The sequence below is a fragment of the Streptomyces sp. NPDC006430 genome (assembly GCF_040612395.1).
Lineage (GTDB): Bacteria > Actinomycetota > Actinomycetes > Streptomycetales > Streptomycetaceae > Streptomyces.
The window spans coordinates 385834-407641 of the sequence record NZ_JBEXQA010000002.1; the positions used below are offsets into that span (position 1 = coordinate 385834).

Annotated in this window: 21 protein-coding genes and 1 tRNA gene; 16 read left to right on the forward strand and 6 right to left on the reverse strand. The window is 70.9% G+C overall.

The genetic code is table 11. The features are described from left to right. Positions 1 to 69 precede the first annotated feature (69 nt). A complete protein-coding gene (nudC, locus tag ABZZ20_RS04900; protein ID WP_356866765.1) occupies positions 70 to 1011 on the forward strand; it encodes an NAD(+) diphosphatase in 942 nt (313 codons plus the stop codon). A 72-nt stretch (positions 1012 to 1083) separates the two neighbouring features. Here the strand turns inward: nudC and ABZZ20_RS04905 are convergent, their stop codons facing one another. Beyond that, positions 1084 to 1344, reverse strand: coding sequence for a mycoredoxin (locus ABZZ20_RS04905; protein ID WP_352211709.1), 261 nt, complete (start codon positions 1342 to 1344; stop codon positions 1084 to 1086). A gap of 112 nt (positions 1345 to 1456) precedes the next feature. On the opposite strand from ABZZ20_RS04905, the gene ABZZ20_RS04910 reads away from it, so the two are divergent. The 5 genes from ABZZ20_RS04910 to ABZZ20_RS04930 all read left to right on the forward strand — a co-directional run bounded on the left by ABZZ20_RS04910 (position 1457) and on the right by ABZZ20_RS04930 (position 5394). After that, positions 1457 to 3682 (forward strand): ATP-dependent DNA helicase UvrD2, encoded by a 2226-nt coding sequence (locus ABZZ20_RS04910; RefSeq protein WP_356866767.1) that lies wholly within the window; start codon positions 1457 to 1459, stop codon positions 3680 to 3682. Positions 3683 to 3847: 165 nt separating this feature from the next. Continuing rightward, positions 3848 to 4183 carry a hypothetical protein gene (locus tag ABZZ20_RS04915; RefSeq protein ID WP_356866769.1) on the forward strand — a complete coding sequence of 112 codons (336 nt, stop codon included), beginning with the start codon at positions 3848 to 3850 and terminating at the stop codon, positions 4181 to 4183. A gap of 184 nt (positions 4184 to 4367) precedes the next feature. Then, on the forward strand, positions 4368 to 4739 hold the full coding sequence (locus tag ABZZ20_RS04920; protein ID WP_030153506.1) for a WhiB family transcriptional regulator: 372 nt from the start codon (positions 4368 to 4370) through the stop codon (positions 4737 to 4739). Continuing rightward, complete coding sequence (locus ABZZ20_RS04925) at positions 4736 to 5065, forward strand: hypothetical protein (RefSeq protein WP_356866771.1); 330 nt, start codon at positions 4736 to 4738, stop codon at positions 5063 to 5065. The genes ABZZ20_RS04920 and ABZZ20_RS04925 overlap by 4 nt, the downstream gene beginning before the upstream one ends. Positions 5066 to 5187: 122 nt before the next feature. Next, positions 5188 to 5394 (forward strand): hypothetical protein, encoded by a 207-nt coding sequence (locus ABZZ20_RS04930; RefSeq protein WP_356866773.1) that lies wholly within the window; start codon positions 5188 to 5190, stop codon positions 5392 to 5394. Between the two features lie 24 nt (positions 5395 to 5418). On the opposite strand, the gene ABZZ20_RS04935 is transcribed toward ABZZ20_RS04930, so the two are convergent. Together ABZZ20_RS04935 and ABZZ20_RS04940 are read right to left on the reverse strand one after the other, a co-directional pair. Next, positions 5419 to 6747 (reverse strand): AarF/ABC1/UbiB kinase family protein, encoded by a 1329-nt coding sequence (locus tag ABZZ20_RS04935; protein WP_356866775.1) that lies wholly within the window; start codon positions 6745 to 6747, stop codon positions 5419 to 5421. A gap of 350 nt (positions 6748 to 7097) precedes the next feature. After that, positions 7098 to 8204: a ThiF family adenylyltransferase gene (locus ABZZ20_RS04940; RefSeq protein WP_356866777.1), complete on the reverse strand. Its 1107-nt coding sequence runs from the start codon at positions 8202 to 8204 to the stop codon at positions 7098 to 7100. 209 nt (positions 8205 to 8413) lie between these two features. Between ABZZ20_RS04940 and ABZZ20_RS04945 the strand changes: the two genes are divergently transcribed. The 4 genes from ABZZ20_RS04945 (at position 8414) to ABZZ20_RS04960 (ending at position 12265) form a co-directional block, all read left to right on the forward strand. Beyond that, positions 8414 to 8953: a M48 family metallopeptidase gene (locus tag ABZZ20_RS04945; protein ID WP_356866779.1), complete on the forward strand. Its 540-nt coding sequence runs from the start codon at positions 8414 to 8416 to the stop codon at positions 8951 to 8953. Positions 8954 to 9102: 149 nt separating this feature from the next. After that, the gene (locus ABZZ20_RS04950; RefSeq protein WP_356866781.1) at positions 9103 to 10791 is read left to right on the forward strand and encodes a TerD family protein; all 1689 of its coding nucleotides are present in this window, start codon (positions 9103 to 9105) and stop codon (positions 10789 to 10791) included. A gap of 20 nt (positions 10792 to 10811) precedes the next feature. After that, complete coding sequence (locus ABZZ20_RS04955) at positions 10812 to 11492, forward strand: AIM24 family protein (protein WP_030291234.1); 681 nt, start codon at positions 10812 to 10814, stop codon at positions 11490 to 11492. Between the two features lie 17 nt (positions 11493 to 11509). Beyond that, complete coding sequence (locus ABZZ20_RS04960) at positions 11510 to 12265, forward strand: AIM24 family protein (RefSeq protein ID WP_356866783.1); 756 nt, start codon at positions 11510 to 11512, stop codon at positions 12263 to 12265. A gap of 113 nt (positions 12266 to 12378) precedes the next feature. On the opposite strand, the gene ABZZ20_RS04965 is transcribed toward ABZZ20_RS04960, so the two are convergent. Then, positions 12379 to 12927: an NUDIX hydrolase gene (locus ABZZ20_RS04965; RefSeq protein WP_356866785.1), complete on the reverse strand. Its 549-nt coding sequence runs from the start codon at positions 12925 to 12927 to the stop codon at positions 12379 to 12381. Continuing rightward, entirely contained in the window at positions 12924 to 14363 is a 1440-nt protein-coding gene (locus ABZZ20_RS04970) for a zinc-dependent metalloprotease (protein WP_356866786.1), read from the reverse strand. Before ABZZ20_RS04970 ends, ABZZ20_RS04965 begins: the two co-directional genes overlap by 4 nt. A 332-nt stretch (positions 14364 to 14695) precedes the next feature. On the opposite strand from ABZZ20_RS04970, the gene ABZZ20_RS04975 reads away from it, so the two are divergent. The 4 genes from ABZZ20_RS04975 to ABZZ20_RS04990 all read left to right on the forward strand — a co-directional run bounded on the left by ABZZ20_RS04975 (position 14696) and on the right by ABZZ20_RS04990 (position 17929). Continuing rightward, positions 14696 to 15733 (forward strand): SDR family oxidoreductase, encoded by a 1038-nt coding sequence (locus ABZZ20_RS04975; RefSeq protein WP_356867230.1) that lies wholly within the window; start codon positions 14696 to 14698, stop codon positions 15731 to 15733. Between the two features lie 190 nt (positions 15734 to 15923). Further along, positions 15924 to 16385: a molybdenum cofactor biosynthesis protein MoaE gene (locus ABZZ20_RS04980; RefSeq protein ID WP_356866788.1), complete on the forward strand. Its 462-nt coding sequence runs from the start codon at positions 15924 to 15926 to the stop codon at positions 16383 to 16385. Between the two features lie 146 nt (positions 16386 to 16531). After that, positions 16532 to 16729, forward strand: coding sequence for a hypothetical protein (locus ABZZ20_RS04985; RefSeq protein WP_356866790.1), 198 nt, complete (start codon positions 16532 to 16534; stop codon positions 16727 to 16729). A gap of 108 nt (positions 16730 to 16837) precedes the next feature. Beyond that, positions 16838 to 17929 carry a S16 family serine protease gene (locus ABZZ20_RS04990; protein ID WP_356866792.1) on the forward strand — a complete coding sequence of 364 codons (1092 nt, stop codon included), beginning with the start codon at positions 16838 to 16840 and terminating at the stop codon, positions 17927 to 17929. 36 nt (positions 17930 to 17965) lie between these two features. Here ABZZ20_RS04990 and ABZZ20_RS04995 read toward each other — a convergent pair whose 3' ends face one another. Then, complete coding sequence (locus ABZZ20_RS04995) at positions 17966 to 18526, reverse strand: PPA1309 family protein (RefSeq protein ID WP_356866794.1); 561 nt, start codon at positions 18524 to 18526, stop codon at positions 17966 to 17968. A 152-nt stretch (positions 18527 to 18678) separates the two neighbouring features. Here ABZZ20_RS04995 and ABZZ20_RS05000 point away from each other — a divergent pair, with 152 nt between their 5' ends. Continuing rightward, a complete protein-coding gene (locus tag ABZZ20_RS05000; RefSeq protein ID WP_356867231.1) occupies positions 18679 to 21558 on the forward strand; it encodes a UPF0182 family protein in 2880 nt (959 codons plus the stop codon). 45 nt (positions 21559 to 21603) lie between these two features. After that, positions 21604 to 21677: transfer RNA gene (locus ABZZ20_RS05005), tRNA-Met, on the forward strand. Positions 21678 to 21808 lie beyond the last annotated feature (131 nt).

The window sequence follows — 21808 nt, forward strand, 5'->3', positions numbered from 1 at the left end:
CCGCCGTGCCGGGCCTGCGACCCACCGAATCACGAGTCACTGAGCCTGCCTGTCCCACCACCGGGGGAGTTGGAAGTACCTGTGAGCACCCATACCGAGCGTCCGATCTCGCTCGCCGCACCCAGCGGGATCGACCGCGCCGCGCACCACCGCCTCGACGAGGCCTGGCTCGCCGCAGCCTGGAGCCACCCGACGACCCGCGTGTTCGTGGTCTCCGGCGGCCAGGTCCTGATCGACGACACCCCCGACGGGGGCACCGAGATCGTGATGACCCCGGCCTTCGAGGCCCCGGTCACCGAGACGCACCGCTACTTCCTGGGCACCGACGAGGACGGCGTGCGGTACTTCGCGCTCCAGAAGGACTCCCTGCCGGGCCGGATGGACCAATCGGCCCGTGCGGCCGGCCTGCGCGAGGCCGGACTGCTGCTGTCCCCGCGCGACGCCGCGCTGATGGTGCACGCGGTGGCCCTGGAGAACTGGCAGCGGATGCACCGGTTCTGTTCCCGCTGCGGCGAGCGCACCGTGGTCGCGGCCGCCGGGCACATCCGCCGCTGTCCGGGCTGTGGCGCCGAGCACTACCCCCGCACCGACCCGGCCGTGATCATGCTCGTCACCGACGAGCACGACCGCGCGCTTCTGGGCCGCCAGGTGCACTGGCCCGAGGGGCGCTTCTCGACGCTGGCCGGATTCGTGGAGCCGGGCGAGTCGATCGAGCAGTCCGTGGTGCGCGAGGTGTGGGAGGAGGCCGGCGTCAAGGTCGGCGAGGTCGAGTACGTCGCCAGCCAGCCCTGGCCGTTCCCGTACAGCCTGATGCTGGGCTTCACGGCCCGCGCCGTCACCTCCGAGATCACGGTCGACGGCGAGGAGATCGAGGAGGCCCGCTGGTTCTCCCGCGAGGAACTGCGCGCGGCGTTCGAGACGGGCGAGGTGGTGCCCCCGTCGGGGATCTCCATCGCGGCCCGGCTGGTCGAGCGCTGGTACGGAGAGCCGCTGCCGCGGCCGGTCGCGTAACGCTCGTCACACGGCAGAGGGCCCCCGCCGTGGCGGGGGCCCTTCTGTCCACGCGGTGCGCTGCTGTCCGGATCAGACGGCGAGGGCCTGCTTGACCTGCGCGAGGCTCGGGTTCGTCATGACCGACTCGCTACCGGCGGGCGACACCACGAGCACGGTGGGAACCGTCTGGTTGCCGCCGTTCGCCTTCTCGACGAACGCCGCGGACTCGGGGTCCAGCTCGATGTTGATCTCGTTGTACGCGATGCCTTCCCGGTCCAGCTGGGTCTTCAGCCGGCGGCAGTAGCCGCACCAGGTGGTGCTGTACATCGTCACGGAACCCGTGTCCTGCATGCTGCGCTCCTCTGTGGGGTCTGGGTGGTCCGAGTTGTCGAACGTACGGGACCGCGGGCCCATTCCCGCACCCGCGGTACGACTGGTACGTCAAGTGCGTCAAGTACGACGGATGCGCGCACCCTGTGGACAAGTTTCCCGTCCGCCCCGGCAGACCTGGCAGCATGGCGGGGTGACAGCAGCAACGCACCCCTCATCCTTCCCCGCCGGCGCAGACTCGGCCGATGCGGTGCTCCTGGGCCTGGACCCGGAGCAGCGCGAGGTCGCGACGACCCTGCGTGGGCCGGTGTGCGTGCTGGCGGGCGCGGGGACGGGCAAGACCCGGGCCATCACCCACCGCATCGCCTACGGGGTGCGTTCCGGCCAGCTCATGCCGGCCAGCGTGCTGGCCGTCACGTTCACCAACCGCGCCGCCGGCGAGATGCGCGGTCGCCTGCGCTCCCTCGGCGCGGGCGGGGTACAGGCGCGGACCTTCCACTCCGCCGCCCTGCGTCAGCTCCAGTACTTCTGGCCCAGGGCGATCGGCGGCGAGGTGCCCCGGCTCCTCGAACGCAAGATCCAGCTGGTCGCCGAGGCAGGGGCGCGCTGCCGCATCCGGCTCGACCGGGGCGAGTTGCGCGACGTCACCGGCGAGATCGAGTGGGCGAAGGTCACCCAGACCGTGCCCTCCGACTATCCGGCGGCCGCCCTCAAGGCGGGCCGCGAAGCCCCCCGGGACATGGCGGAGATCGCCCAGGTCTACGGGACGTACGAGCAGCTCAAGCGCGACCGCGGCATGATCGACTTCGAGGACGTGCTGCTGCTCACCGTCGGCATCCTCCAGGACCGCCACGACATCGCCGAGCAGATCCGCACCCAGTACCAGCACTTCGTGGTGGACGAGTACCAGGACGTCAGCCCGCTCCAGCAGCGGCTGCTGGACCTGTGGCTCGGCGAGCGCGACAGCCTCTGCGTCGTCGGCGACGCCAGCCAGACGATCTACTCCTTCACCGGGGCCACCCCGGACCACCTGCTGAACTTCCGCACCCGCTACCCGCAGGCCACCGTGGTCAAGCTGGTCCGCGACTACCGCTCCACCCCCCAGGTGGTCCACCTCGCCAACGGTCTCCTTGGCCAGGCCAGGGGGCGCGCGGCCGAGCACCGCCTCGAACTGATCTCCCAGCGCGAGCCCGGCCCCGACCCGGTCTACGCCGAGTACGCCGACGAGCCCGCCGAGGCCGAAGGCGTCGCCCGGCGGATCCGGGACCTGATCGCGGCGGGCGTCCCGGCCGGCGAGATCGCCGTGCTCTACCGAATCAACGCCCAGTCCGAGGTCTACGAGCAGGCCCTCGCCGACGCCGGAGTCCCCTACCAGCTGCGCGGCGCCGAGCGCTTCTTCGAGCGCGGCGAGGTCCAGAAGGCGATCCTCGCCCTGCGCGGCGCCGCCCGCTCCGGGGGCAACGACCCGCTGCTCGACGACGTCGTCGAACTCGGCTCCCAGGTGCGGGCCGTGCTCAGCTCCACCGGCTGGACCAGCGAGCCGCCCGCCAGCTCCGGAGCCGTCCGCGACCAGTGGGAGTCGGTGGCCGCACTGGTCCGGCTCGCCGAGGACTTCGCCCGGACCCGGCCCGGGGCCACCCTCGCGGACCTCACCGTCGAACTGGACGAGCGCAGGGCCACCCAGCACGCACCGACCGTCCAGGGCGTCACCCTCGCCTCGCTGCACGCGGCGAAGGGCCTGGAGTGGGACGCCGTCTTCCTGGTCGGCCTCACCGACGGCATGATGCCGATCACGTACGCGAAGACCGACGAGCAGGTCGAGGAGGAACGACGGCTCCTCTACGTCGGCGTCACGCGCGCACGCCTGCACCTGACCCTCTCCTGGGCGCTCTCCCGCTCTCCGGGCGGGCGGGCCTCCCGAGGGCCCAGCCGCTTCCTGAACGGGCTGCGGCCGGGCCCCGCAGCCCCCGGCAACAAGGCGGGCGGCGCGGCCGAACCGGGGGCCCGCAAACGGGGCCGCCGTGGCCCGGTGCGCTGCCGGGTGTGCGGCAAGACCCTGACCGAGGCCGGCGAGCTGAAGCTGATGCGTTGTGAGGACTGCCCGTCCGACATGGACGAAGGTCTCTACGAGCGGCTGCGGGAGTGGCGCGCGGGCCAGTCACAGCAGCAGGGACTGCCCGCGTACTGCGTCTTCACGGACAAGACGCTCGTGGCGATCGCCGAGGCCGCGCCCTACGAGGCGGGCGAGCTCGCGATGATCTCAGGGGTGGGTGGACGCAAGCTTGAGCGCTACGGAGCCGACGTGCTCGCCATCTGCGCAGGTCAGGAGCCTGAGCGTGGGGATGCTGACGACGCGTAGAAACTCGTCGGAAAAATAGTTTGCACATGCCCAGCGAATCCCCATAGGTTCTTAGCAACGGAAACGGTGGCTTCTCCGAAGCTCCGGATCCGTGCTGTACTTATCCGAATACATGGGACAGGCCCCCGGGCCCCGTCCCCGAGACGCCGAGAGGAGGCGAGACCAGTGACCAGCTTCATCACCAGCACCAAAATGACCGATCGCTCGGTCGCCGCTTCCTGCACGCTCGGCTCCTCCTCCCTCCTCCCGCTCCTGGGTACCGGTCTGTCCGCGATTTCCGCCGACAGCCGCGCCCTGCTGGCTGCGCCCGCCGCGCTGCTCGTGAGCGAGCGGAATGAGCGACCGACCCAGGCACCGGTGGCAGTAGCGGAAGCCCAGGCGCATGGCGCCTATGGCTTTGAGGCCGCAGCCGGTGCCGGATCCCAGACGAAGCAGACGAAGCAGCAGCACCACCTGATGTGGGCCTTCCGTGGGCTCGAACCCTGGAGTGATCCAGCCTGATCTCAAGATCAGGCCGGCGCCTTCAGGGCCGCGGAACCCCACCCGGGATCCGCGGCCCTTCTGTTTGTCCCCGAACGGGGGCGACGGCACGAAGGAGCCTCGGGACTGGCAAGACCAGGTACCAGCCGCCCCCGGCCGAACCCGGCCGGAACGACTAGCCAACCAAGACGAGGAAGAAAACACCGTGCAACTCGAAGCGCACGCCCCGTCCGTACCGCAGACCCAGACGATCTCCCCGCCCGCAGTCCCGGAGGACTCCACCTTGACTCCCCTCACCGCGCTGACCGCGCTCGACGACGCCATCGAGAACCTCGGTGTGCCCGTCGCCTGCCGCACCTACGACCCCGAGGTCTTCTTCGCCGAGTCCCCGGCGGACGTCGAGTACGCCAAGTCCCTGTGCGCCACCTGCCCGCTGGTCGAGGCCTGCCTCGCCGGTGCGCTCGAGCGCCGCGAGCCCTGGGGCGTCTGGGGTGGCGAGCTGTTCGTCCAGGGTGTCGTCGTCGCCCGGAAGCGGCCCCGTGGCCGTCCGCGCAAGAACCCGGTTGTTGCGGCATGACCGCCAACGGAACCATCGACCGCCCCCTGACGCACGACCCCCTGAAGCAGGCCCTCATGACCGCCCACACGACGAGCGAGCAGCCGCACGGCTCCGCCACCGCAGACTTCATCACCGCCGGCGCGATCACCTCGCGTCAGAACAGGACCCGCGAAATGCAACTCATCCCAGAAGCCCTGGCCCGTGCCCATATGGACGACCGCATGCGCGAGGTCGACGCCGAGCGTCGCGCCCTGCGCCTGGTCGCCGCCCGCCGCATGCAGCGGCGAGCCGAGCGCGTCTCGCTGCGCGCCCGGCGTGCGCTGGCCATGGCCGTCATGCAGTAAGCAGCCGCTGAACCGCCGCTGACCAGCGGCGCAGCAGCGTACGGGGGGGACCGGTCCGAACGGACCGGTCCCCCTCGGTGCGTTGCCTACGGCTCTCACCCCGACGGGGATATCGTCTGGAGGTGGACCAGTCGAAACCCCACCCCACCCCGTCGGGACCCGATGCCCAGCCCGTCGTCTGCGCGCGCTGCGGCAAGAAGTCCCTTGACGGCGCCCCGCCCACCTGGACCTGCTCGGTGGAGAACGGGACCAGACAGTACTTCTGCGTCGAGTGCGCGCGGGCCAACCTCCGGGCGATCGAGGGCCGCCTCGACTCGTCCTGGTGGTGAGCGCGGGGCGCCGACCCCAGGTGCTCACCCCTCGGGCAGGAACCCCGGGAGCCAGGCCTCCAGTTCGTCCCTCAGTCGTACCGTCGCGCCCAGCTGGCACAGCACCCCGATGGTGCTCAGCGTCACCCGGTGGATCAGCAGGTACGAGGGCGGCAGATTGATCTGCCGGCCCAACTGGTGTGCGGGGGAGCGGGGATCGGCGATCCGGGCCGCCTGACCGCGAAGCCACGGCCGAGTGAAGGTGAACTCCTCGGCCTCGGCGGGCTCGATGATGGGTTTCAGGTAGTCCAGCACCGCGTCCGGGTCCAGTTCGATGGACTCCTTCACGAAGCCCTCGGCACACAGGTGCCCGTAGATCCCTTCGGCATCGCCCTCCAGCGTCATGCGCAGCGAGGTGCCGATGGGCTTGGGCAAGCCGCCGGGCAGCCGGTCGACGGTGCCGAAGTCCAGCACGCCCAGCCGCATCCGGCCGTCGGCCCCCGCTACCAGGCGGAAGTTGCCCGGGTGCGGATCCGCGTGCAGCAGCCCGGTGCGCGCGGGCCCCGAGAAGAGGAAGCGGGCCAGCAACTGCCCGGCGCGGTCGCGCTCCTCCTGGGTCCCGTCGGCTATGACCTCCGACAGCGGGGTGCCCTCCAACCACTCGGTCACCAGCACCTGGTCGCCCTGGTGCACGACGTCCGGTACGACCACGTCCTCGTCGCCCTCGAACGCGTCGGCGTGGGTCCGCTGGGCTTCGGCTTCCAGCTCGTAGTCCAGTTCCTCCGAGACCCGGTCGCGCAACTCCTTGATCAGCGGCTTGATGTCCATACCGGGGATCAGCGGCCCCAGCAGCCCTGCGAAGCGGCCCAGTTGTTTGAGGTCCGACAGCAGGGCCTCGCCGGCTCCCGGGTACTGGACCTTCACGGCGACCTGCCGGCCGTCGTGCCACACCGCCCGGTGCACCTGCCCGATCGAGGCGGCGGCGGCCGGCTTGTCCTCGAACTCCTCGAACAGGTCCCGCCAGTCGGCTCCCAGACGGTCCGCCAGCACCTGGTGCACCGTCTGGGCGGGCAACGGCGGGGCCGCCTCCTGAAGCTTGGTCAGCGCCGCCCGGTACGGGCCGGCGATCTCTTCGGGCAGGGCCGACTCGAAGACCGAGAGCGCCTGCCCGAACTTCATGGCACCGCCCTTCAGTTCCCCGAGCGTGCGGAACAGCTGCTCGGCGGTGCGCTGCTGGAGCTCGCGCGCCACGATCTCCGCCGACCTGCCGCCGATCCGCTTCCCCAGCCCCCAGGTGGCCCGGCCCGCGAAGCCGAGCGGCAGCGCGGCCAGCTTGACGGTGCGGGTGACCGCCTTCCGGGGAAGATCAGACATGTGCCCCTCCAGTGCCCAGACAGCTGTGCCGCAAGCGGCGGTTCAGAAATGACCACTCGGCCGAACGCATCCTGTCATGGCTCCCTCGGGCCGCCCCGGCCGAGGCGCCCGGCCCGAAACCGACGGGGAACGTGCCGTTGCCGGACAGTCTTCACCCCCCATGGGACAGCATGACCGGACAGCGGGTCGAGTGGTGGGCGCAAAGGACTGCGGATGCGGGGCAGGCGTCACGACGCCTTGACCGACAACGCCCGCGCCGAAGAGCTCGGACCCGACGATCCGGCGGTGCTCGCCCGCAAAGTCCCGTCGCGCCGTCGAGGAAGAACGCACGGAGATCCGCGACCGGCCCCTCATGACGGCACTGCCTGTTCCGTCGGGACCGTGGCCGCCGCGCACGGGCAGTCGGGATGGGGCCGCAGCGGTGCGTGCTCCCAGTGCAGGCCCGGCAGGGCCGTCTCCCACCGGGATGCCGTGGAGGCGGGGAGTTCGCCGTCGAGGAAGGACAGGGCGTGCGCCGCGGCGAGGCCGGCCACGGCCGTGGACAGTCCCAGGTCGCAGGCCGCCGTGGCCCGGCGGCGGTGCGCCGAACGCCACTGGACCAGCATCCGGGGCCAGGCCGGGTCCTCATCGACCCGGTCACGCTCCATGCAGCCCGCGCACGCCGTGGCGCCCGGCAGGACCAACGGCCCCACCAGCCCGGTGCCCTCCAGCACCCCGGCATACAGGTGGGGGGTGCCGGTGGCGATCCAGTCGGCCGCCAGCCCCGGATCCGGCGCCCAGGCCTGCAGGCCGTCCCGGGGTGCGACCACCACCAGGGACACTCCGGGCTCTGGTCCCTCGCGCTCGGCGGCCCGCGGAGCCCGCCCCGGGGCCGATTCCCGGACCAGCCCGGCCGCGGCTTCGGACCGCAGCCGGCCCACGCTGCCGGGCCCCAGACCGCCCGGCGCCACGTCCGCAGGCTCCACCCGGCCGCCGTCGAGCACCTCGACCCGGCCCACGCCTGCTCCTGCCAGAACCGCGGCGATCACCCCGCCTACCCTGCCGCTGCCGCGCACCTGGACCCGTACGGCCCGCCGCGCCGCGATGCCCCGCAAGTCGCCGCCCGGCTCGCGGTGGACCAGGGAGAGCGAGCCCAGATCGGGCCCGAGCCGCTCCAGGGTTTCCGGCCGCTTGCGCACGGCCTGGGCCCGCGGTCCGCCGGCGGTGACGTCGTCGAGCAGTCCGGCCGCCGCCAGCCGTCGCACCAGGGTGTCCACCTGCCCTTCCGGCATCCCCATGGCCGCGGCCTCCGCCCGCAACAGCTCCATCCCCCGCGTCCCGTCGATCCGGTCGATGAGCGATCCCGTCGCCGTGTCCACCGGGCCGAGCACCACCGCGTGCGCGGGCGTCACCCCGAACTGCACCGTCTGAAGATCCCGCCACGCCCTCGCCAGCGCAGGCTTCACCTTCGGATACATGACCTTCCCCCTCGTACGAACTCCGCCTCGTTCCTTCTCCCGCAGAGTGCCCGTCCGTCGCATTCCCTGCGCGCATTTGTCCACAGGCGCGGGCTATTAGGCATATGAGATGGAGAAAAAGGGTCTTTCCTGCACGGGCTTCGAATCGATCATGTTCGAACGGTGGAGCAGGAGGACTTCGGCCGTGACGAGCGGGTACGGTCTTGGGCGTGTCCGCCGACCCATCGCAGCGCGCCGTCGAAGTCCGCCGGAGCGCGCGCCGCCGCAGGACCGTGTCCGCCTACCGCGAGGGTGACCGTACGGTCGTCCTCATCCCTGCCCGGATGTCCGAGGCCGAGGAACAGCGCTGGGTGGGCGTCATGCTCGACAAACTGGCCGCCCAGGAGAGCAAACGCACCCTGGGGGACGCGGAACTCACCGAGCGTGCGGAGCGTTTGTCCGAGCAGTACTTCAGCGCCCGTGCCCGCCCCCGCTCGGTGCGCTGGGTCACCAACCAGAACACCCGCTGGGGCTCCTGCACCCCCGCCGAGGGCAGCATCCGGCTCTCGCACCGCCTCCAGGGGATGCCGGAGTACGTCGTCGACTACGTGCTGCTGCACGAGTTGGCGCACCTCCTCGTACCCGGACACGGCCCCCGCTTCTGGGAGCTGCTGGAGGCCTATCCGCGCACCGAGCGGGCCCGCGGCTACCTGGAGGGAGTGGTCGCCGCCGAGCGGCTCCCCCCGGTCCCCGCCGTCAGCGAAGACTGACCCGGCAGCCCGGGCCCGCCGGGACGTCCGCCCCCGGCGCGGACGCCTCGATATGTACCGGGTCGGTACCGGCTTGGCCGGATGTCGGCAGATGCAGCTAGCCTGAGCGGCACGCATTTCACTGTCGGGATGGGGGACGGTCGTTACGTATGGCCAGGGAATTCCAACGCGGCCACAAGGCCAAGATCAGCGATCTGACGGCGGGCACGGATCTGTACGTGGGCGTCCAGATCGCCGGGCCGGGACTTGCCATCGACATCAGCTGCTTCGGCCTCGACGCCAATGAGCAGTTGTCGGACGACCGGTACTTCGTCTTCTACAACCAGCCGAAGTCGCCGGAGGAGTCCATCCAGCAGCTCGGCCCGCAGGCCGGCGACACCGAATCCTTCCGGGTGACGCTGGACCGCATTCCGGCGAACATCCACAAGCTGTCCTTCACCGCCACGATCGACGGCGCCGGACAGATGTCGCAGATCGGTCCGGGCCACATCCGGATCGTCGCCGGCGGCGAAGAGGTCGTCCGGTACGCCTTCACGGGCGCGGAGTTCAGCACCGAGCGCGCGGTGATGCTCGGCGACTTCTACCTCAAGGACGTGTGGCGCTTCGCCGCGGTCGGGCAGGGCTTCGACGGCGGTCTCGCCGCGCTCCTGAAGAACTTCGGCGGCGAGGTCGCCGAGGAGGAGGAGCCGCAGACGCAGCAGCCGCAGGCCCCAGCCGCCCAGCCGCCGGCCGGCGCCGCACCGGGATTCGCCCCGCCGCCGCAAGCAGCCGCCCCGGCGCCGTCCTTCGGCGCGCCGGCGCAGGCCCAGCAGCCGCCCCACGCCCCGCAGCCCCAGGCCCCCGCCCCGCAGTACCAGCAGCCCGCCCCGCCCGCCCCGGTGCACTCGGCCCCCACCATGGTCGCCCCGCTGGCCCCGGCGCCCCCGCAGGCTCCCACCCCGTACGGCCAGCCGCCGCACCCTCCGCAGCAGCCAGGCCAGCCCGCGTACGGCCAGCAGCCGCAGCCCTCGTACGGTCAGGTGCCCGGATACGGCCAGGTCCCGCCGCCCGCCCCGGCCCCCGCGCCCTACGGCCAGCAGCCTCCCGGGCACGCCCAGATCCCCGGCCAGCAGCCGCCGTACGGCCAGATGCCGGGCCAGCAGCCCGGATACGGCCAGGGCGCCCCGCAAGCCGCCGGAGCGGGCCTCGCCGCCGCCCTGCAGCCGTACAAGGAAGTCCCCACCGGCGCCCGCTGGACGTCGCAGAACCAGCAACTCATGCGGGTCGACCTGGCGATGGGCGGTCAGCCCGTCCTCGCCCGCCAGGGCAGCATGGTCCTCTACCAGGGCAAGGTCGACTTCAGCTACAAGGGAGCGGGCTTCGCCGGCCGCATCGTCGGCAACGCCACCGGCCAGGAGATGCAGCTGATGCGCTGCAGCGGCCGCGGTCAGGTCTTCCTCGCCGAGAACGGTGCGCACCTGCACGCCATCGAGCTCCAGGGTGACGGGATCTGCGTCTCGGCCGAGAGCGTCCTCGCCTTCGACGAGTCGCTCCAGCACGAGGTCCGCCGCATCGAGGGCCACGGCATCCCCGGCGGCGCCCTGTTCACCATGCAGTTCCAGGGCTCCGGCACGGTGATCGTCAAGACGCACGGCACGCCGGTGGTGCTGCCGGTCACCCCGACCACCTTCGCCGACAGCAACGCCATCGTCGCGTGGTCGGCGGCTTCCCAGGTGATCGTCTCCAGCCAGGTGCGGCTGCGGCGCAACGCCTACCCCGGCCACAGCGGGGAGACCGTGAACCTCCAGTTCCGCGGTGCTCCCGGCAACTTCATCGTCGTCCAGCCGTACGAGGTCTGAGGGAGCCCGTCATGAACGCAATGAACCAGCAGCTCGCGGGCTACGCCCCCACCCCCGTCACGGCCCGCATGGAGAACCACGGCCGGGCCATGCTCAAGGTCGCCATGCAGAGCGGCCAGGACCTCTTCGCCCGCACCGGATCGATGGTCGCGTACGAGGGCTTCGTCCAGTACGAGCCCAACCCGCCGGCCCTGCGCCAGATGGCCTCGCAGTGGCTGACGGGCGAAGGCGCCCCGCTGATGAAGTGCACCGGTGACGGCCTGCTCTACCTGGCCGACTACGGCGCGGACGTCGTCGTGATCAACCTCAACAACGACGCGCTCTCGGTCAACGGCACCAACCTGCTCGCCTTCGACGCCCACCTCCAGTGGGGTGTCGAACGGGTCAAGGGCATGGCCAAGTTCGCCGGCCAGGGCCTGTTCAACGTGCAGGTCGCCGGCACCGGCTGGGTCGCGATCACCTCCCGGGGCACCCCGATCGTGGTCGACTGCGGCCGCGGCGAGGACGAGACGTACGTCGACCCGGACGCGCTCGTCGCCTGGTCCCCGAACCTCAAGGTGAAGGGCAAGCGCAGCTTCAAGGCCTCGTCGATGATCGGCCGGGGCAGCGGGGAGGCCTACCAGATGGCCTTCTCCGGTCAGGGCATCGTCGTCGTACAGCCCAGCGAGGACAGCACCGACCGGCTCCGGACCCGGGGCTGAGGGGGAGCGGACACATCATGCAGAGCGCACTTTTCGCCCACGCCGAGGCGCAGTCCCAGGAGCGGTACGCCGTCCAGAACCCGCAGCTGCTGCGGGTCACGCTGGCCGGCTCCGACGACGTCCTCGCCCGCAAGGGCGCGATGGTCGCCTACCAGGGGATCGTCGACTTCGACGGCGAGTACCAGAGCACCACCCAGCGCACCGCCCGCGCCCGCACCGGTGAGGGCCTCGACCTGATGCGCTGCTCCGGGCAGGGCACCGTCTACCTGGCCAACCTGGCCCAGTACGTCCACGTCGTGGACGTGGACCAGGACGGCCTCACCGTCGACAGCAGCTACGTGCTGGCCCTGGACTCCACCCTGCACACCGAGGCCATCGCGGTGGACAGCCAGTACGGGATCTCCGGCTCCGGCAAGTACCAGCTCAACATCACCGGCCGCGGCAAGGTCGCTCTGATGACCTCCGGGCAGCCGCTGATGCTCCAGGTGACCCCGGACAAGTACGTCAACGCCGACGCGGACGCGATCGTCGCCTGGTCCACCTCGCTGCGGGTGCAGATGCAGGCGCAGACGCATTCCACCGGCGTCTGGCGGCGGCGCGGCAACACCGGCGAGGGCTGGGAGCTCAGCTTCCTCGGCACCGGCTTCGCACTGGTGCAGCCGAGCGAGGTGCTGCCGCCGCAGAACGCCCAGCTCGGGCAGGGTATGGCAGCCCAGTACGGCATGGGCCAGCACGGCGCCCATGCCCAGAACCAGAACAACGCCTGGAACTAGCGGCGAGCGGCGAGCGGCGCGTCCGGCACGCACCGCGCGCCGCACGGACGCCACACGAAAGGGGCGGCTCCGCTTCCACGGATGCGGAGCCGCCCCTTTCGTCGTGCGCAGCGTCAGAGCCGCGCCCGCGTTGCCTCCACCAGCCGCACGACCGAGGTGTCGGCCACCGCCGCCACCTCCTCGTACGGGAACCAGCGCAGGTCCAGCGACTCCTCGCTGATCTGCGCCACCGCGTCGGCCGGAGCCAGCGCCGCGTACTGCACGTCCAGGTGCCAGTTGCACGGCTCCGGGATCGGGTGCCGGTCCAGCCGCACCGGGCCGCCGGGCAGCAGGGTCAGCCCGGACGCGATGCCCGACTCCTCGACGGCCTCGCGCAGCGCCGCCCCGGCGAGCGTGGCGTCGTCGGGCTCGCAGTGCCCGCCCATCTGCAACCACATGCCGAGCTTCTTGTGCAGGGTCAGCAACACGCGCCCCCGCGCAGGGTCGACCACCAGCGCGCTGCCGGTGATGTGCCCGGCCCGGCAGGGCTTGTACACCCCGTCCGGGTGCGCGGCCAGGTGTTCCAGGTAGACGTCCCGCAGCCGGTGCTGCTCCGGATCCGCCCCGTGGCCCTGGGCGCCGTACCCCTTCAGGACCAGGACCGCGTCCTCGTACAGGCTCACTTCGCTCCGTCGCCCTCGTCCTCGACGCCCTTGGCGTCGCCCTGCTCGCGCTCTCCCCGCTTCTCGGCGGCCTCGCCGAGCATCTTGTCGATCTCGGAGAAGTCGAGCTGCTCGCGGTGCACGAACCCGTCCGGGTCGTCCAGGTCGGAGGCCGTCGGCAGCATGTCCGGGTGCTCCCACAGCCCGTCGCGGCCGTCCACACCGCGGGCGTCCGTCAGCGAGGCCCAGAGCCGCGAGGCGTCCCGCAGCCGGCGCGGGCGCAGCTCCAGCCCGATCAGGGTCGCGAAGGTCTGCTCCGCCGGGCCGCCCGAGGCGCGCCGGCGGCGCATCGTCTCGCGCATGGCATCCGCCGAGGCCAGCCGCGGCTTCGCCGCCTCGTGCACGACCGCGTCGACCCAGCCCTCGACCAGCGCGAGCGCCGTCTCCAGCCGGGCCAGCGCGGCCTTCTGCTCGGGGGTGTCCTGCGGCTGGAACATGCCGCCCTGGAGCGCCTCCTGAAGCTGCTCCGGGCTCGACGGGTCGATCTGGCCGACCACGTCCTCCAGCTTCGAGGTGTCGACCTTGATGCCCCGGGCGTATCCCTCGACCGTGCCGAGCAGGTGCGAGCGCAGCCACGGCACGTGCGCGAAGAGCCGGGCGTGGGCCGCCTCGCGCAGGGCCAGGTACAGCCGTACCTCTTCGGAGGGGACGCCGAGGTCCTTGCCGAAGCCCTCGATGTTCAGCGGCAACAGGGCGGCCTTGCCGGCCGGTCCCAGCGGCAGTCCGATGTCGGTCGAGCCGACGACCTCGCCGGCCAGCACGCCCACGGCCTGGCCGATCTGCTGGCCGAACATGGCCCCGCCCATGGAGCGCATCATGCCGAGCAGCGGGCCCGCCATGGCCTGCATCTCCTCGGGCAGCACGCTGCCCATGGCCACGCCGACGCGCTCGGCGACCGGGTCCACGAGTTCCTTCCACACCGGGAGGGTCGCCTCGACCCACTCGGCGCGGCTCCACGCGACGGCCGTGGTGGCGCCCGAGGGCAGCGAGGTCACCCCGTCCAGCCAGTGGTCCGCGAGGCGCACGGCCTCCTCGACGGCAGACCTCTCCGCGATGCCGACGCTGGCGTCCTTCACCCCGTCCGCGGTGCCCTGGGCGACGGTCTGGCGGGCGATGTCCTTGGCCATGTCCCAGTTCACGGGACCGCCCTCGTAGCTGAGCATCTGGCCGAGCTGCTGGAAGGCCGCGCCCAGGTCGCCCGGGTTCATCGCACCGAACATCGCAGCGAACGGATTGTCCGCACCGCCCTGGCCGCCGGTGCCGCCAGGCAGGCCCATGCCCGGGAACCCGAACGGATTCGGGCCGCCCTGACCGCCCTGATTGCCCTTCTTCTTGCCTTCGTCGCCGTTCTCCGGCTCCTCCGGCGGAAGGCCGAATCCGAATGGGGTGTCGCTCACGGGTTTCCTCGGCTCGTAGGGCCGCCGGCAGGGCCGGCGGGAATGGGTCCGACAACACCACCCAGCGTAGACACCCCACCCGCTTGCGGGCTCGGTGCTCCGCCGGCTCCTGGGCTGCGGCAGGATGGACGTCACCTGGTAGGTACGCGTCACGACGCGTCCCTACTGAAGACAACCGCTGGAGACGCCTGGTGAGTTCCCCAGATCCGCACGCTTTGGACGAGCCCAGCTCGGATAAGCACGGCCGCGTGCCGCACGACGCCGGAAAAAGCCCTGGCCACGGCGACGGCGCCCAGGGCGTTCGCCAGCCGCGAAACCAGCGGGGCCCCGTCATCGCCGTGACCGGCGCCGCCTCCGGGGTCGGCGCGGCCCTGGTGACCCGCCTGGTCGCGTCCGACGAGGTCAAGCAGGTCGTGGCGATCGACGAGCGGCGCGGCGACTGCGCGACCGCGCAGTGGCACGTGCTGGACGTACGGGACCCTGCGATCGCCGAGAAGCTGCGCGGCGCGGACGTGGTCGTCCACCTCGCCCTCGACCTCGACCTCGAAACCGATCCGGCGGCCCGCACGGCGTACAACGTGCGCGGCACCCAGACCGTCCTGACGGCCGCTGCGGCGGCCGGGGTGCACCGGGTCGTGCTGTGCACCTCCGCCATGGTCTACGGGGCGCTGCCGGACAACGACATCCCGCTCTCGGAGGACTCCGAGCTGCGGGCCACGGCCGAGGCGACCGGCGTAGGCGACCTGCTGGAGATCGAGCGGCTGGGCCGTCGGGCGCCCCGCGCGCATCCCGGCCTGAACGTCACGGTCGTCCGCCCGGCCGTGCTGGTCGGCGGCACGGACACGGCCCTGACCCGTTACTTCGAGTCCCCCCGCCTGCTCGTGGTGGCCGGCTCCCGCCCGACCTGGCAGTTCTGCCACGTCGAGGACCTGGTCAGCGCGCTGGAGTACGCCGCCCTGGAGAAGGTCGAGGGCGAGCTGGCGGTGGGCTGCGAGGGCTGGCTGGAACAGGAGGAGGTCGAGGAGCTCAGCGGCATCCGCCGCATGGAGCTTCCGTCGGCGGTCGCGCTGGGAGCGGCGGCCCGGCTGCACCGGATCGGCCTGACGCCGTCCCCGGCCGGGGACCTCGCGTACACGATGCACCCGTGGGTGGTCAGCGTCAGCAGGCTGCACGCGGCGGGCTGGCGGCCACGCTGGACCAACGAGGAGGTGCTGGCCGAGCTCCTCCAGGAGGTCGCGGGCCGGCACACGGTCGTGGGCCGCCGGCTGGGCCGCAAGGACGCCACCGCGGCGGGTGCCGCGGGCGCGACGGTCGCGTTGCTGGGCGCCGCCGCCGTGGTCCGCCGGGCGCGCAGGCGGCGCGGCATCTGACCCGGGCACCCCGCGACGGGTCCCGACCCGACGGATCCCGGCGGCTGCCCCGGGGCGGGTCGCCGCTCCGGTCGTGCCCGGGGCGGCCGTCCGGAACCGCGCATCCTGTAGGAGGCTCCAAATTCCGGGGGTGCACAGACGGTCGAACCGGCTATTGGGCGATGTGAGAGCAGTGGTGCACGATGGCTGCATGGCACCGCACTTCGACCACCCCGGCGAGCAGGCCGCTCCGGACCCGATCCGGCTGCTCGAAATCCGCGAGACACCGCTCTCGATCGACGAGGTCTTCCAAGCCGTGGGCGACGACGCGACCGGAGGCACGACGCTCTTCGTCGGCACGGTGCGCAACCACGACGGAGGGGCGGATGTGGACTCGCTCGGCTACTCCTGCCACCCGACGGCCGAGGCGGAGATGCGCCGCATCGCCGAGCGCGTGGTGGCCAAGCATCCGGTCCGCGCCCTGGCCGCCGTCCACCGCGTGGGCGATCTGGCCGTGGGCGATCTCGCCGTGATCGTGGCAGTGTCCTGCCCGCACCGTGGTGAGGCCTTCGAGGCCTGCCGGATGCTGATCGACGACCTGAAGCACGAGGTTCCGATCTGGAAGCACCAGACCTTCTCGGACGGTACGGAGGAGTGGGTCGGCGCCTGTTGAGACCCCGGGTCCGCGGCGGTTTTCGCCAGGCGGTACTGTCCCACCCGTTCGGCCGCGCAACACGCCCTCGATTTGCGTAACCCCCCCTCGGGCACGAGCGTTGAAGCCACCAACGACACGTACTTTCGGGGCAGGGAGGCACGTCCATGGCGTCATTGGCGTGGTTGCTGATTCCGCTGTTCGCCGCCGTCGGAGCGGCGATATGGGGCAGCTGGGCGGCGCGCGACCGCACGCAGGGCGACATATCCGAACTCGCGGGATACGCGAGGTTCCGTGAAGCCATGGACAAGGCCGATCAGGCCAGGGCGAAGGCAGCGGCCCACTCCGGTTCCGACGCGGTCTGAAGCGTCCCGGGCGAGGTCCCTGAGGATCCACTGAGGGATTCCGTGTGCGGCCCCCTTACAGACCGGCCCCGGCGGCCGTGCGTCAGGGCCGTCCCGTACTGTCGATCCATGCCACGCCGCACTGCGACGATGCTCGCCTCCACCCTCATGCTGTTCGCGCTGCTCTGCGCAGGGGTCTTCATGAAGGTCCCGTACTCGGAAATGAGTCCGGGCCCGACGGTGAACACGCTCGGGGACTCGCACGGCGAGCCCGTCATCAACATCGCGGACCACAAGACCTACCCCGCCAGTGGGCACCTCAACATGACGACCGTCCGCGTCACCGGCGCGGACTACGACATGAACCTGCTGGAAGCGGTCTACGGCTGGCTGTCCGACGACAACATCGTGGTCCCGCACGAGAACCTCTACCCGAACGGCAAGACGGAAGAGCAGTCCACCCAGGAAAACGCCGAGGAGTTCAGCCAGTCCCAGGAGAGCGCCAAGGTGGCGGCCCTCAAGCAGCTGAACACGCCGGGGGTCAGCACCCGCGTCGTCGTCTCCACCGTGGTCAAGGGCAGCCCCGCCGAGGGCAAGCTGCACGCAGGCGACGTGGTCCAGGCCGTTGACGGAAGTCCGGTCAACGCCCCCGGGGACGTAGCCAAGATCGTCACCAAGCGCAAGCCCGGCGAGCCGGTCGAGTTCACGGTCGTGCCCGCGGCCGAGGCGGCCGAGGCCGAGAAGGCGCGCCGCGAGCCCACCGGGTCCACCAAGGTCACGATCACCACCGTGAAGGCGGAGGGCGACGGGCACGCCATCGTCGGCATCCGGGCGGGCACCGACCACACCTTCCCGTTCACGATCGACATCAAGCTCGCCGACGTCGGCGGTCCGAGCGCCGGCCTGATGTTCGCCCTCGGCATCGTCGACAAGCTCACCCCCGGCGACCTGACCGGCGGGAAGTTCGTCGCGGGCACCGGCACCATCGACGACACGGGCAAGGTCGGCCCCATCGGCGGCATCCAGATGAAGACGATCGGCGCCCGCCAGGCCGGCGCCGAGTTCTTCCTGACGCCCGCCGAGAACTGCGCCTCCGCCTCCCAGCACGTGCCCGACGGCCTGACCCTGGTCAAGGTGTCGACGATCGGCGATGCGACGAAGGCGCTGGAGAAGATCAGCAAGGGGGACACGGCCGGGCTGCCGAAGTGCGGCAAGCCCTGACCGGGTCCGTCCCGGGCCCCTCGGAGGACCGGGGCCCTAGGAGAAGGTTGCGGCCAGTGCCTCGGCCAGCCCGGGCACCAGGCCCCCGCCGGTGAGCACCTCGGTCGAAGAGTCCTTCTCGCGCAGGCGTACGGCCGACTCCCGCGAGCCGTCGCGCAGCACGGCCACGGTGAGGCGCACCTCCTGCCGCTCCGGGTGCCCGGCAACCCACTTCGCCAGCTGCTTGTCGTTGAGCCCCTCCGGTACGGAGGCCTCCGCGGACGGCGGCAGCATCAGCCGCTCCACGGTCAGGGCGCAGCCGACCACCGCGTCGGGCCAGGCGACGGTGCCCAGGAACTTGTCGAGCGGGGTGCCGGCCGGCAGCTCGTCCTGCTCGATCGGGGTGAGGGAGGACTTGCCGGCGTCGTCCTGGTCGAGGCCGAGCTGGCCCGCCAGGCGGGGCTCCTGCTTGCGGAGCTTGGCGGTGTCGACGAGCGCGAACAGGCGGGCGGGCTGGTCCCAGCCGAGGCCGGCCGCGTACTCGTCGATCTCAAGGCAGGCGCGGGTCAGCGGGCTGGCCGCCATCGGCGTGCCGGGGGAAGGCGAAAGGTTGGACATGGACAACATCCTGCCTCCTTTCCGCCGGATATCGGGAACTGACTAAAGCCTCAGTAAGTTGCATGGGTGGGGCCTACGATCGGGGCCCAGCTTTTTCCGAAGCTCAGTGACGAGACTCAGCGACTTTCGAGGTGCGCACCTTGGCTTTCCAGATGCCGGACCGCGGCGGAGGCCCTTCTGGGCCACGGATGAGAGTCGGCCGCCCCTCCCGGCGGTCCCGAACTCTTCTGATGACCTTGGGCGTACTGGCCGTCCTGGGCATGGCGTTCATCATGTTCGCGGGCTTCTGGACGGACTGGCTCTGGTTCCGCTCCGTGAAGTACTCCACGGTCTTCACCACCACCCTGTGGACCAAGATCGGCCTCTTCGCCGTCTTCGGCCTGCTGATGGCGGGCGCCGTCGGGCTGAACATCTGGCTGGCGTACCGGCTGCGGCCGCCGCTGTCCGCGATGTCGATGGAGCAGCAGAGCCTCGACCGCTACCGGATGAGCGTCGCGCCGTACAGGAAGTGGCTGCTCCTGGGCATCGCCGCGCTCGTCGGCATGATCGCGGGCGCCTCGGCGGCGGGCCAGTGGAAGACCTGGCTCATGTACGTCAACGGGGTGCCCTTCGGAGAGAAGGACCCCCAGTTCCACCTGGACGTGTCGTTCTACACCTTCGAGCTGCCCTGGTACCGGTTCCTGCTCGGCTTCGGCTTCGCCGCGGTCGTGCTGTCGGTGATCGCCGCGGTCGTCGTCCACTACCTGTACGGCGGACTGCGCGTGACCAGCCCGGGCGCCCGGGCCACCGCCGCGGCGACCGGACACCTGTCGGTGCTGCTGGGCCTCTTCGTCACGCTCAAGGCGGTCGCGTACTGGCTCGACCGGTACGGCCTCGCCGTGAAGTCCAGTGACTTCAAGGCGGCGGACAACTGGACCGGACTGCGCTACGTCGATGCGAACGCGTACCTGCCGGCGAAGACGATCCTCGTCGCCATCGCCGCCATCTGCGCCGTGCTCTTCTTCGCGACGCTGTGGCGCCGGACCTGGCAGCTGCCCGTCATCGGCTTCGGCCTGATGGTGCTCTCGGCGATCCTGATCGGCGGGCTGTACCCGGCGATCGTGCAGAAGTTCCAGGTCCAGCCGAACGAGCAGGCCAAGGAGTCGCAGTACGTCGAGAAGAACATCAAGGCGACGCGCGACGCGTACGGGATCGACCAGTCCGACGTCAAGGACTACCCGGGCGTCCCGCAGACCGACGACAAGACCAAACTGCGGCAGGCGGCCAACACCACGGCCAGCGTCCGGCTCCTCGACCCGAACATCGTCTCCCCGGCCTTCCAGCAGCTCCAGCAGGTCAAGGGCTACTACGCCTTCCCGTCCACGCTCGCCGTGGACCGGTACAAAGGCCAGGACACGGTCATCGGGCTGCGCGAGCTGAACATCGGCGGCATCCCGAAGAACAACTGGATCAACGACCACTTCAAGTACACGCACGGCTACGGCGTGGTCGCGGCCAAGGGCACCACGGTCGGAGACCAGGGCGCCCCCGACTTCACCCAGTCCGACCTCCCGTCCAAGGGGATGTTCGGCACGGACTTCGAGCAGCGCATCTACTACGGCGAGCAGACGAAGCAGTACTCGATCGTCGGCGGACCGCAGAAGGAACTCGACTACTCGGACGACAAGGGCGAGAAGGAGACGAGCTACCAGGGCGACTCCGGCGTCAACCTCGGCAGCCCGGTCAACCGGGCGGCGTACGCGCTCGCGTTCAACGAGCCGCAGATCCTCTACTCCGGAGCCATCGGCGACGGTTCGCGGATCCTCTACCACCGCACTCCCAAGGAGCGCGTCGAGGCCGTCGCGCCGTGGCTGACCATCGACGGTGCCCCGTACCCGGCGGTCATCGACGGTCGGATCAAGTGGATCGTCGACGCGTACACGACGACGAACGGTTACCCCTACGCCTCGCGCACCACCCTGGGGCAGAGCACGGCGGACTCGCTGACCAACAGCCAGCGCGCGGTGGTGGCGCAGGAGAACCAGGTCAACTACATCCGCAACTCGGTGAAGGCCACCGTCGACGCGTACGACGGCACGGTCGACCTGTACCAGTGGGACACCAAGGACCCGGTCCTGAAGACCTGGATGAAGGCGTTCCCGGGGACGGTCAAGCCCAAGAGCGAGATCGCCAAGCCGCTCATGGACCACCTGCGTTACCCGCAGGACCTGTTCAAGGTCCAGCGCGAGCTGCTCACCCGGTACCACGTCACGGACCCGCAGACCTTCCTCAGCGGCAGTGAGGCCTGGGCCGTCCCGGACGACCCGACGACCAAGGCCGGCACGGCGGTCCCGCCGTACTACCTGTCGATGAAGATGCCGGGCCAGCAGGAGAAGGAGCAGGTCTTCTCGCTCACCACGACGTTCACGCCGAACGAGCGGCCCAACCTGAGTGCCTTCATGGCGGTCAACGCCGATCCGGGGACCCCGGACTACGGCAAGATCAGCATCCTGAAGATGCCGACGAGCAAGCCGCCGGACGGCCCGGGCCAGGTGCAGAGCAAGTTCCAGTCCGAGCCCAAGATCGCCGAGTCGATCCGGCTGCTGCGCGGTGGCGACTCGGAGATCGAGTACGGCAACCTGCTCGCGGTTCCGCTCGACGGCGGAATGCTGTACGTGGAGCCGGTGTACGTGCGCAGTTCCGGGCTGAAGTACCCGCTGCTGCGCAAGGTGCTGGTGACCTACGGCGGCCAGACCGCCTTCGAGGACACCCTGGAGAAGGCGCTGAACGTGGTCTTCGGAGCCGAGGCGCCCACGGTGCCCACGACTCCGGTGACCCCGCCGGGCGAGGGCACCACCACGCCGCCGACCGCCCAGGACCCGACGGTCAAGGCGGCCCTCGACGATGCGAAGAAGGCGGTCGAGGCAGCCGAGAAGGCCCGCCAGGCAGGCGACTGGGCGGCCTTCGGCAAGGCGCAGGAGGACATCAAGGCGGCGCTCCAGCGGGCGATCGACGCGGAGGCGAAGCTGACGGCCCCGAAGGCCGGTGGTTAATCGGTAATGGCTCGGTCCCGCGTCGTGATACTGTGGTTTCACCGACGCGGGGTGGAGCAGCTCGGTAGCTCGCTGGGCTCATAACCCAGAGGTCGCAGGTTCAAATCCTGTCCCCGCTACTGAAGATGAAGGCCCGGATCCATGGGATCCGGGCCTTCGTCATGTCCCGGAGGGACGCGCGGGGGGGCATGAGATAGCTGGGACGGGTGAGTTGGGGTGGGGGCGTGTTTGACTTGTCTCTCTGTGGGCA

Coding starts and splice junctions, on each gene's coding strand:
- ABZZ20_RS04905 (WP_352211709.1), bottom strand. CDS start 1,344: ATGCAGGACACGGGTTCCGTGACGATGTACAGCACCACCTGGTGCGGC.
- ABZZ20_RS04910 (WP_356866767.1), top strand. CDS start 1,457: ATGCGCGCACCCTGTGGACAAGTTTCCCGTCCGCCCCGGCAGACCTGG.
- ABZZ20_RS04925 (WP_356866771.1), top strand. CDS start 4,736: ATGACCGCCAACGGAACCATCGACCGCCCCCTGACGCACGACCCCCTG.
- ABZZ20_RS04935 (WP_356866775.1), bottom strand. CDS start 6,747: ATGTCTGATCTTCCCCGGAAGGCGGTCACCCGCACCGTCAAGCTGGCC.
- ABZZ20_RS04940 (WP_356866777.1), bottom strand. CDS start 8,204: ATGTATCCGAAGGTGAAGCCTGCGCTGGCGAGGGCGTGGCGGGATCTT.
- ABZZ20_RS04950 (WP_356866781.1), top strand. CDS start 9,103: ATGGCCAGGGAATTCCAACGCGGCCACAAGGCCAAGATCAGCGATCTG.
- ABZZ20_RS04955 (WP_030291234.1), top strand. CDS start 10,812: ATGAACCAGCAGCTCGCGGGCTACGCCCCCACCCCCGTCACGGCCCGC.
- ABZZ20_RS04960 (WP_356866783.1), top strand. CDS start 11,510: ATGCAGAGCGCACTTTTCGCCCACGCCGAGGCGCAGTCCCAGGAGCGG.
- ABZZ20_RS04980 (WP_356866788.1), top strand. CDS start 15,924: ATGGCACCGCACTTCGACCACCCCGGCGAGCAGGCCGCTCCGGACCCG.
- ABZZ20_RS04985 (WP_356866790.1), top strand. CDS start 16,532: ATGGCGTCATTGGCGTGGTTGCTGATTCCGCTGTTCGCCGCCGTCGGA.
- ABZZ20_RS04990 (WP_356866792.1), top strand. CDS start 16,838: ATGCCACGCCGCACTGCGACGATGCTCGCCTCCACCCTCATGCTGTTC.
- ABZZ20_RS04995 (WP_356866794.1), bottom strand. CDS start 18,526: ATGTCCAACCTTTCGCCTTCCCCCGGCACGCCGATGGCGGCCAGCCCG.
- ABZZ20_RS05000 (WP_356867231.1), top strand. CDS start 18,679: ATGCCGGACCGCGGCGGAGGCCCTTCTGGGCCACGGATGAGAGTCGGC.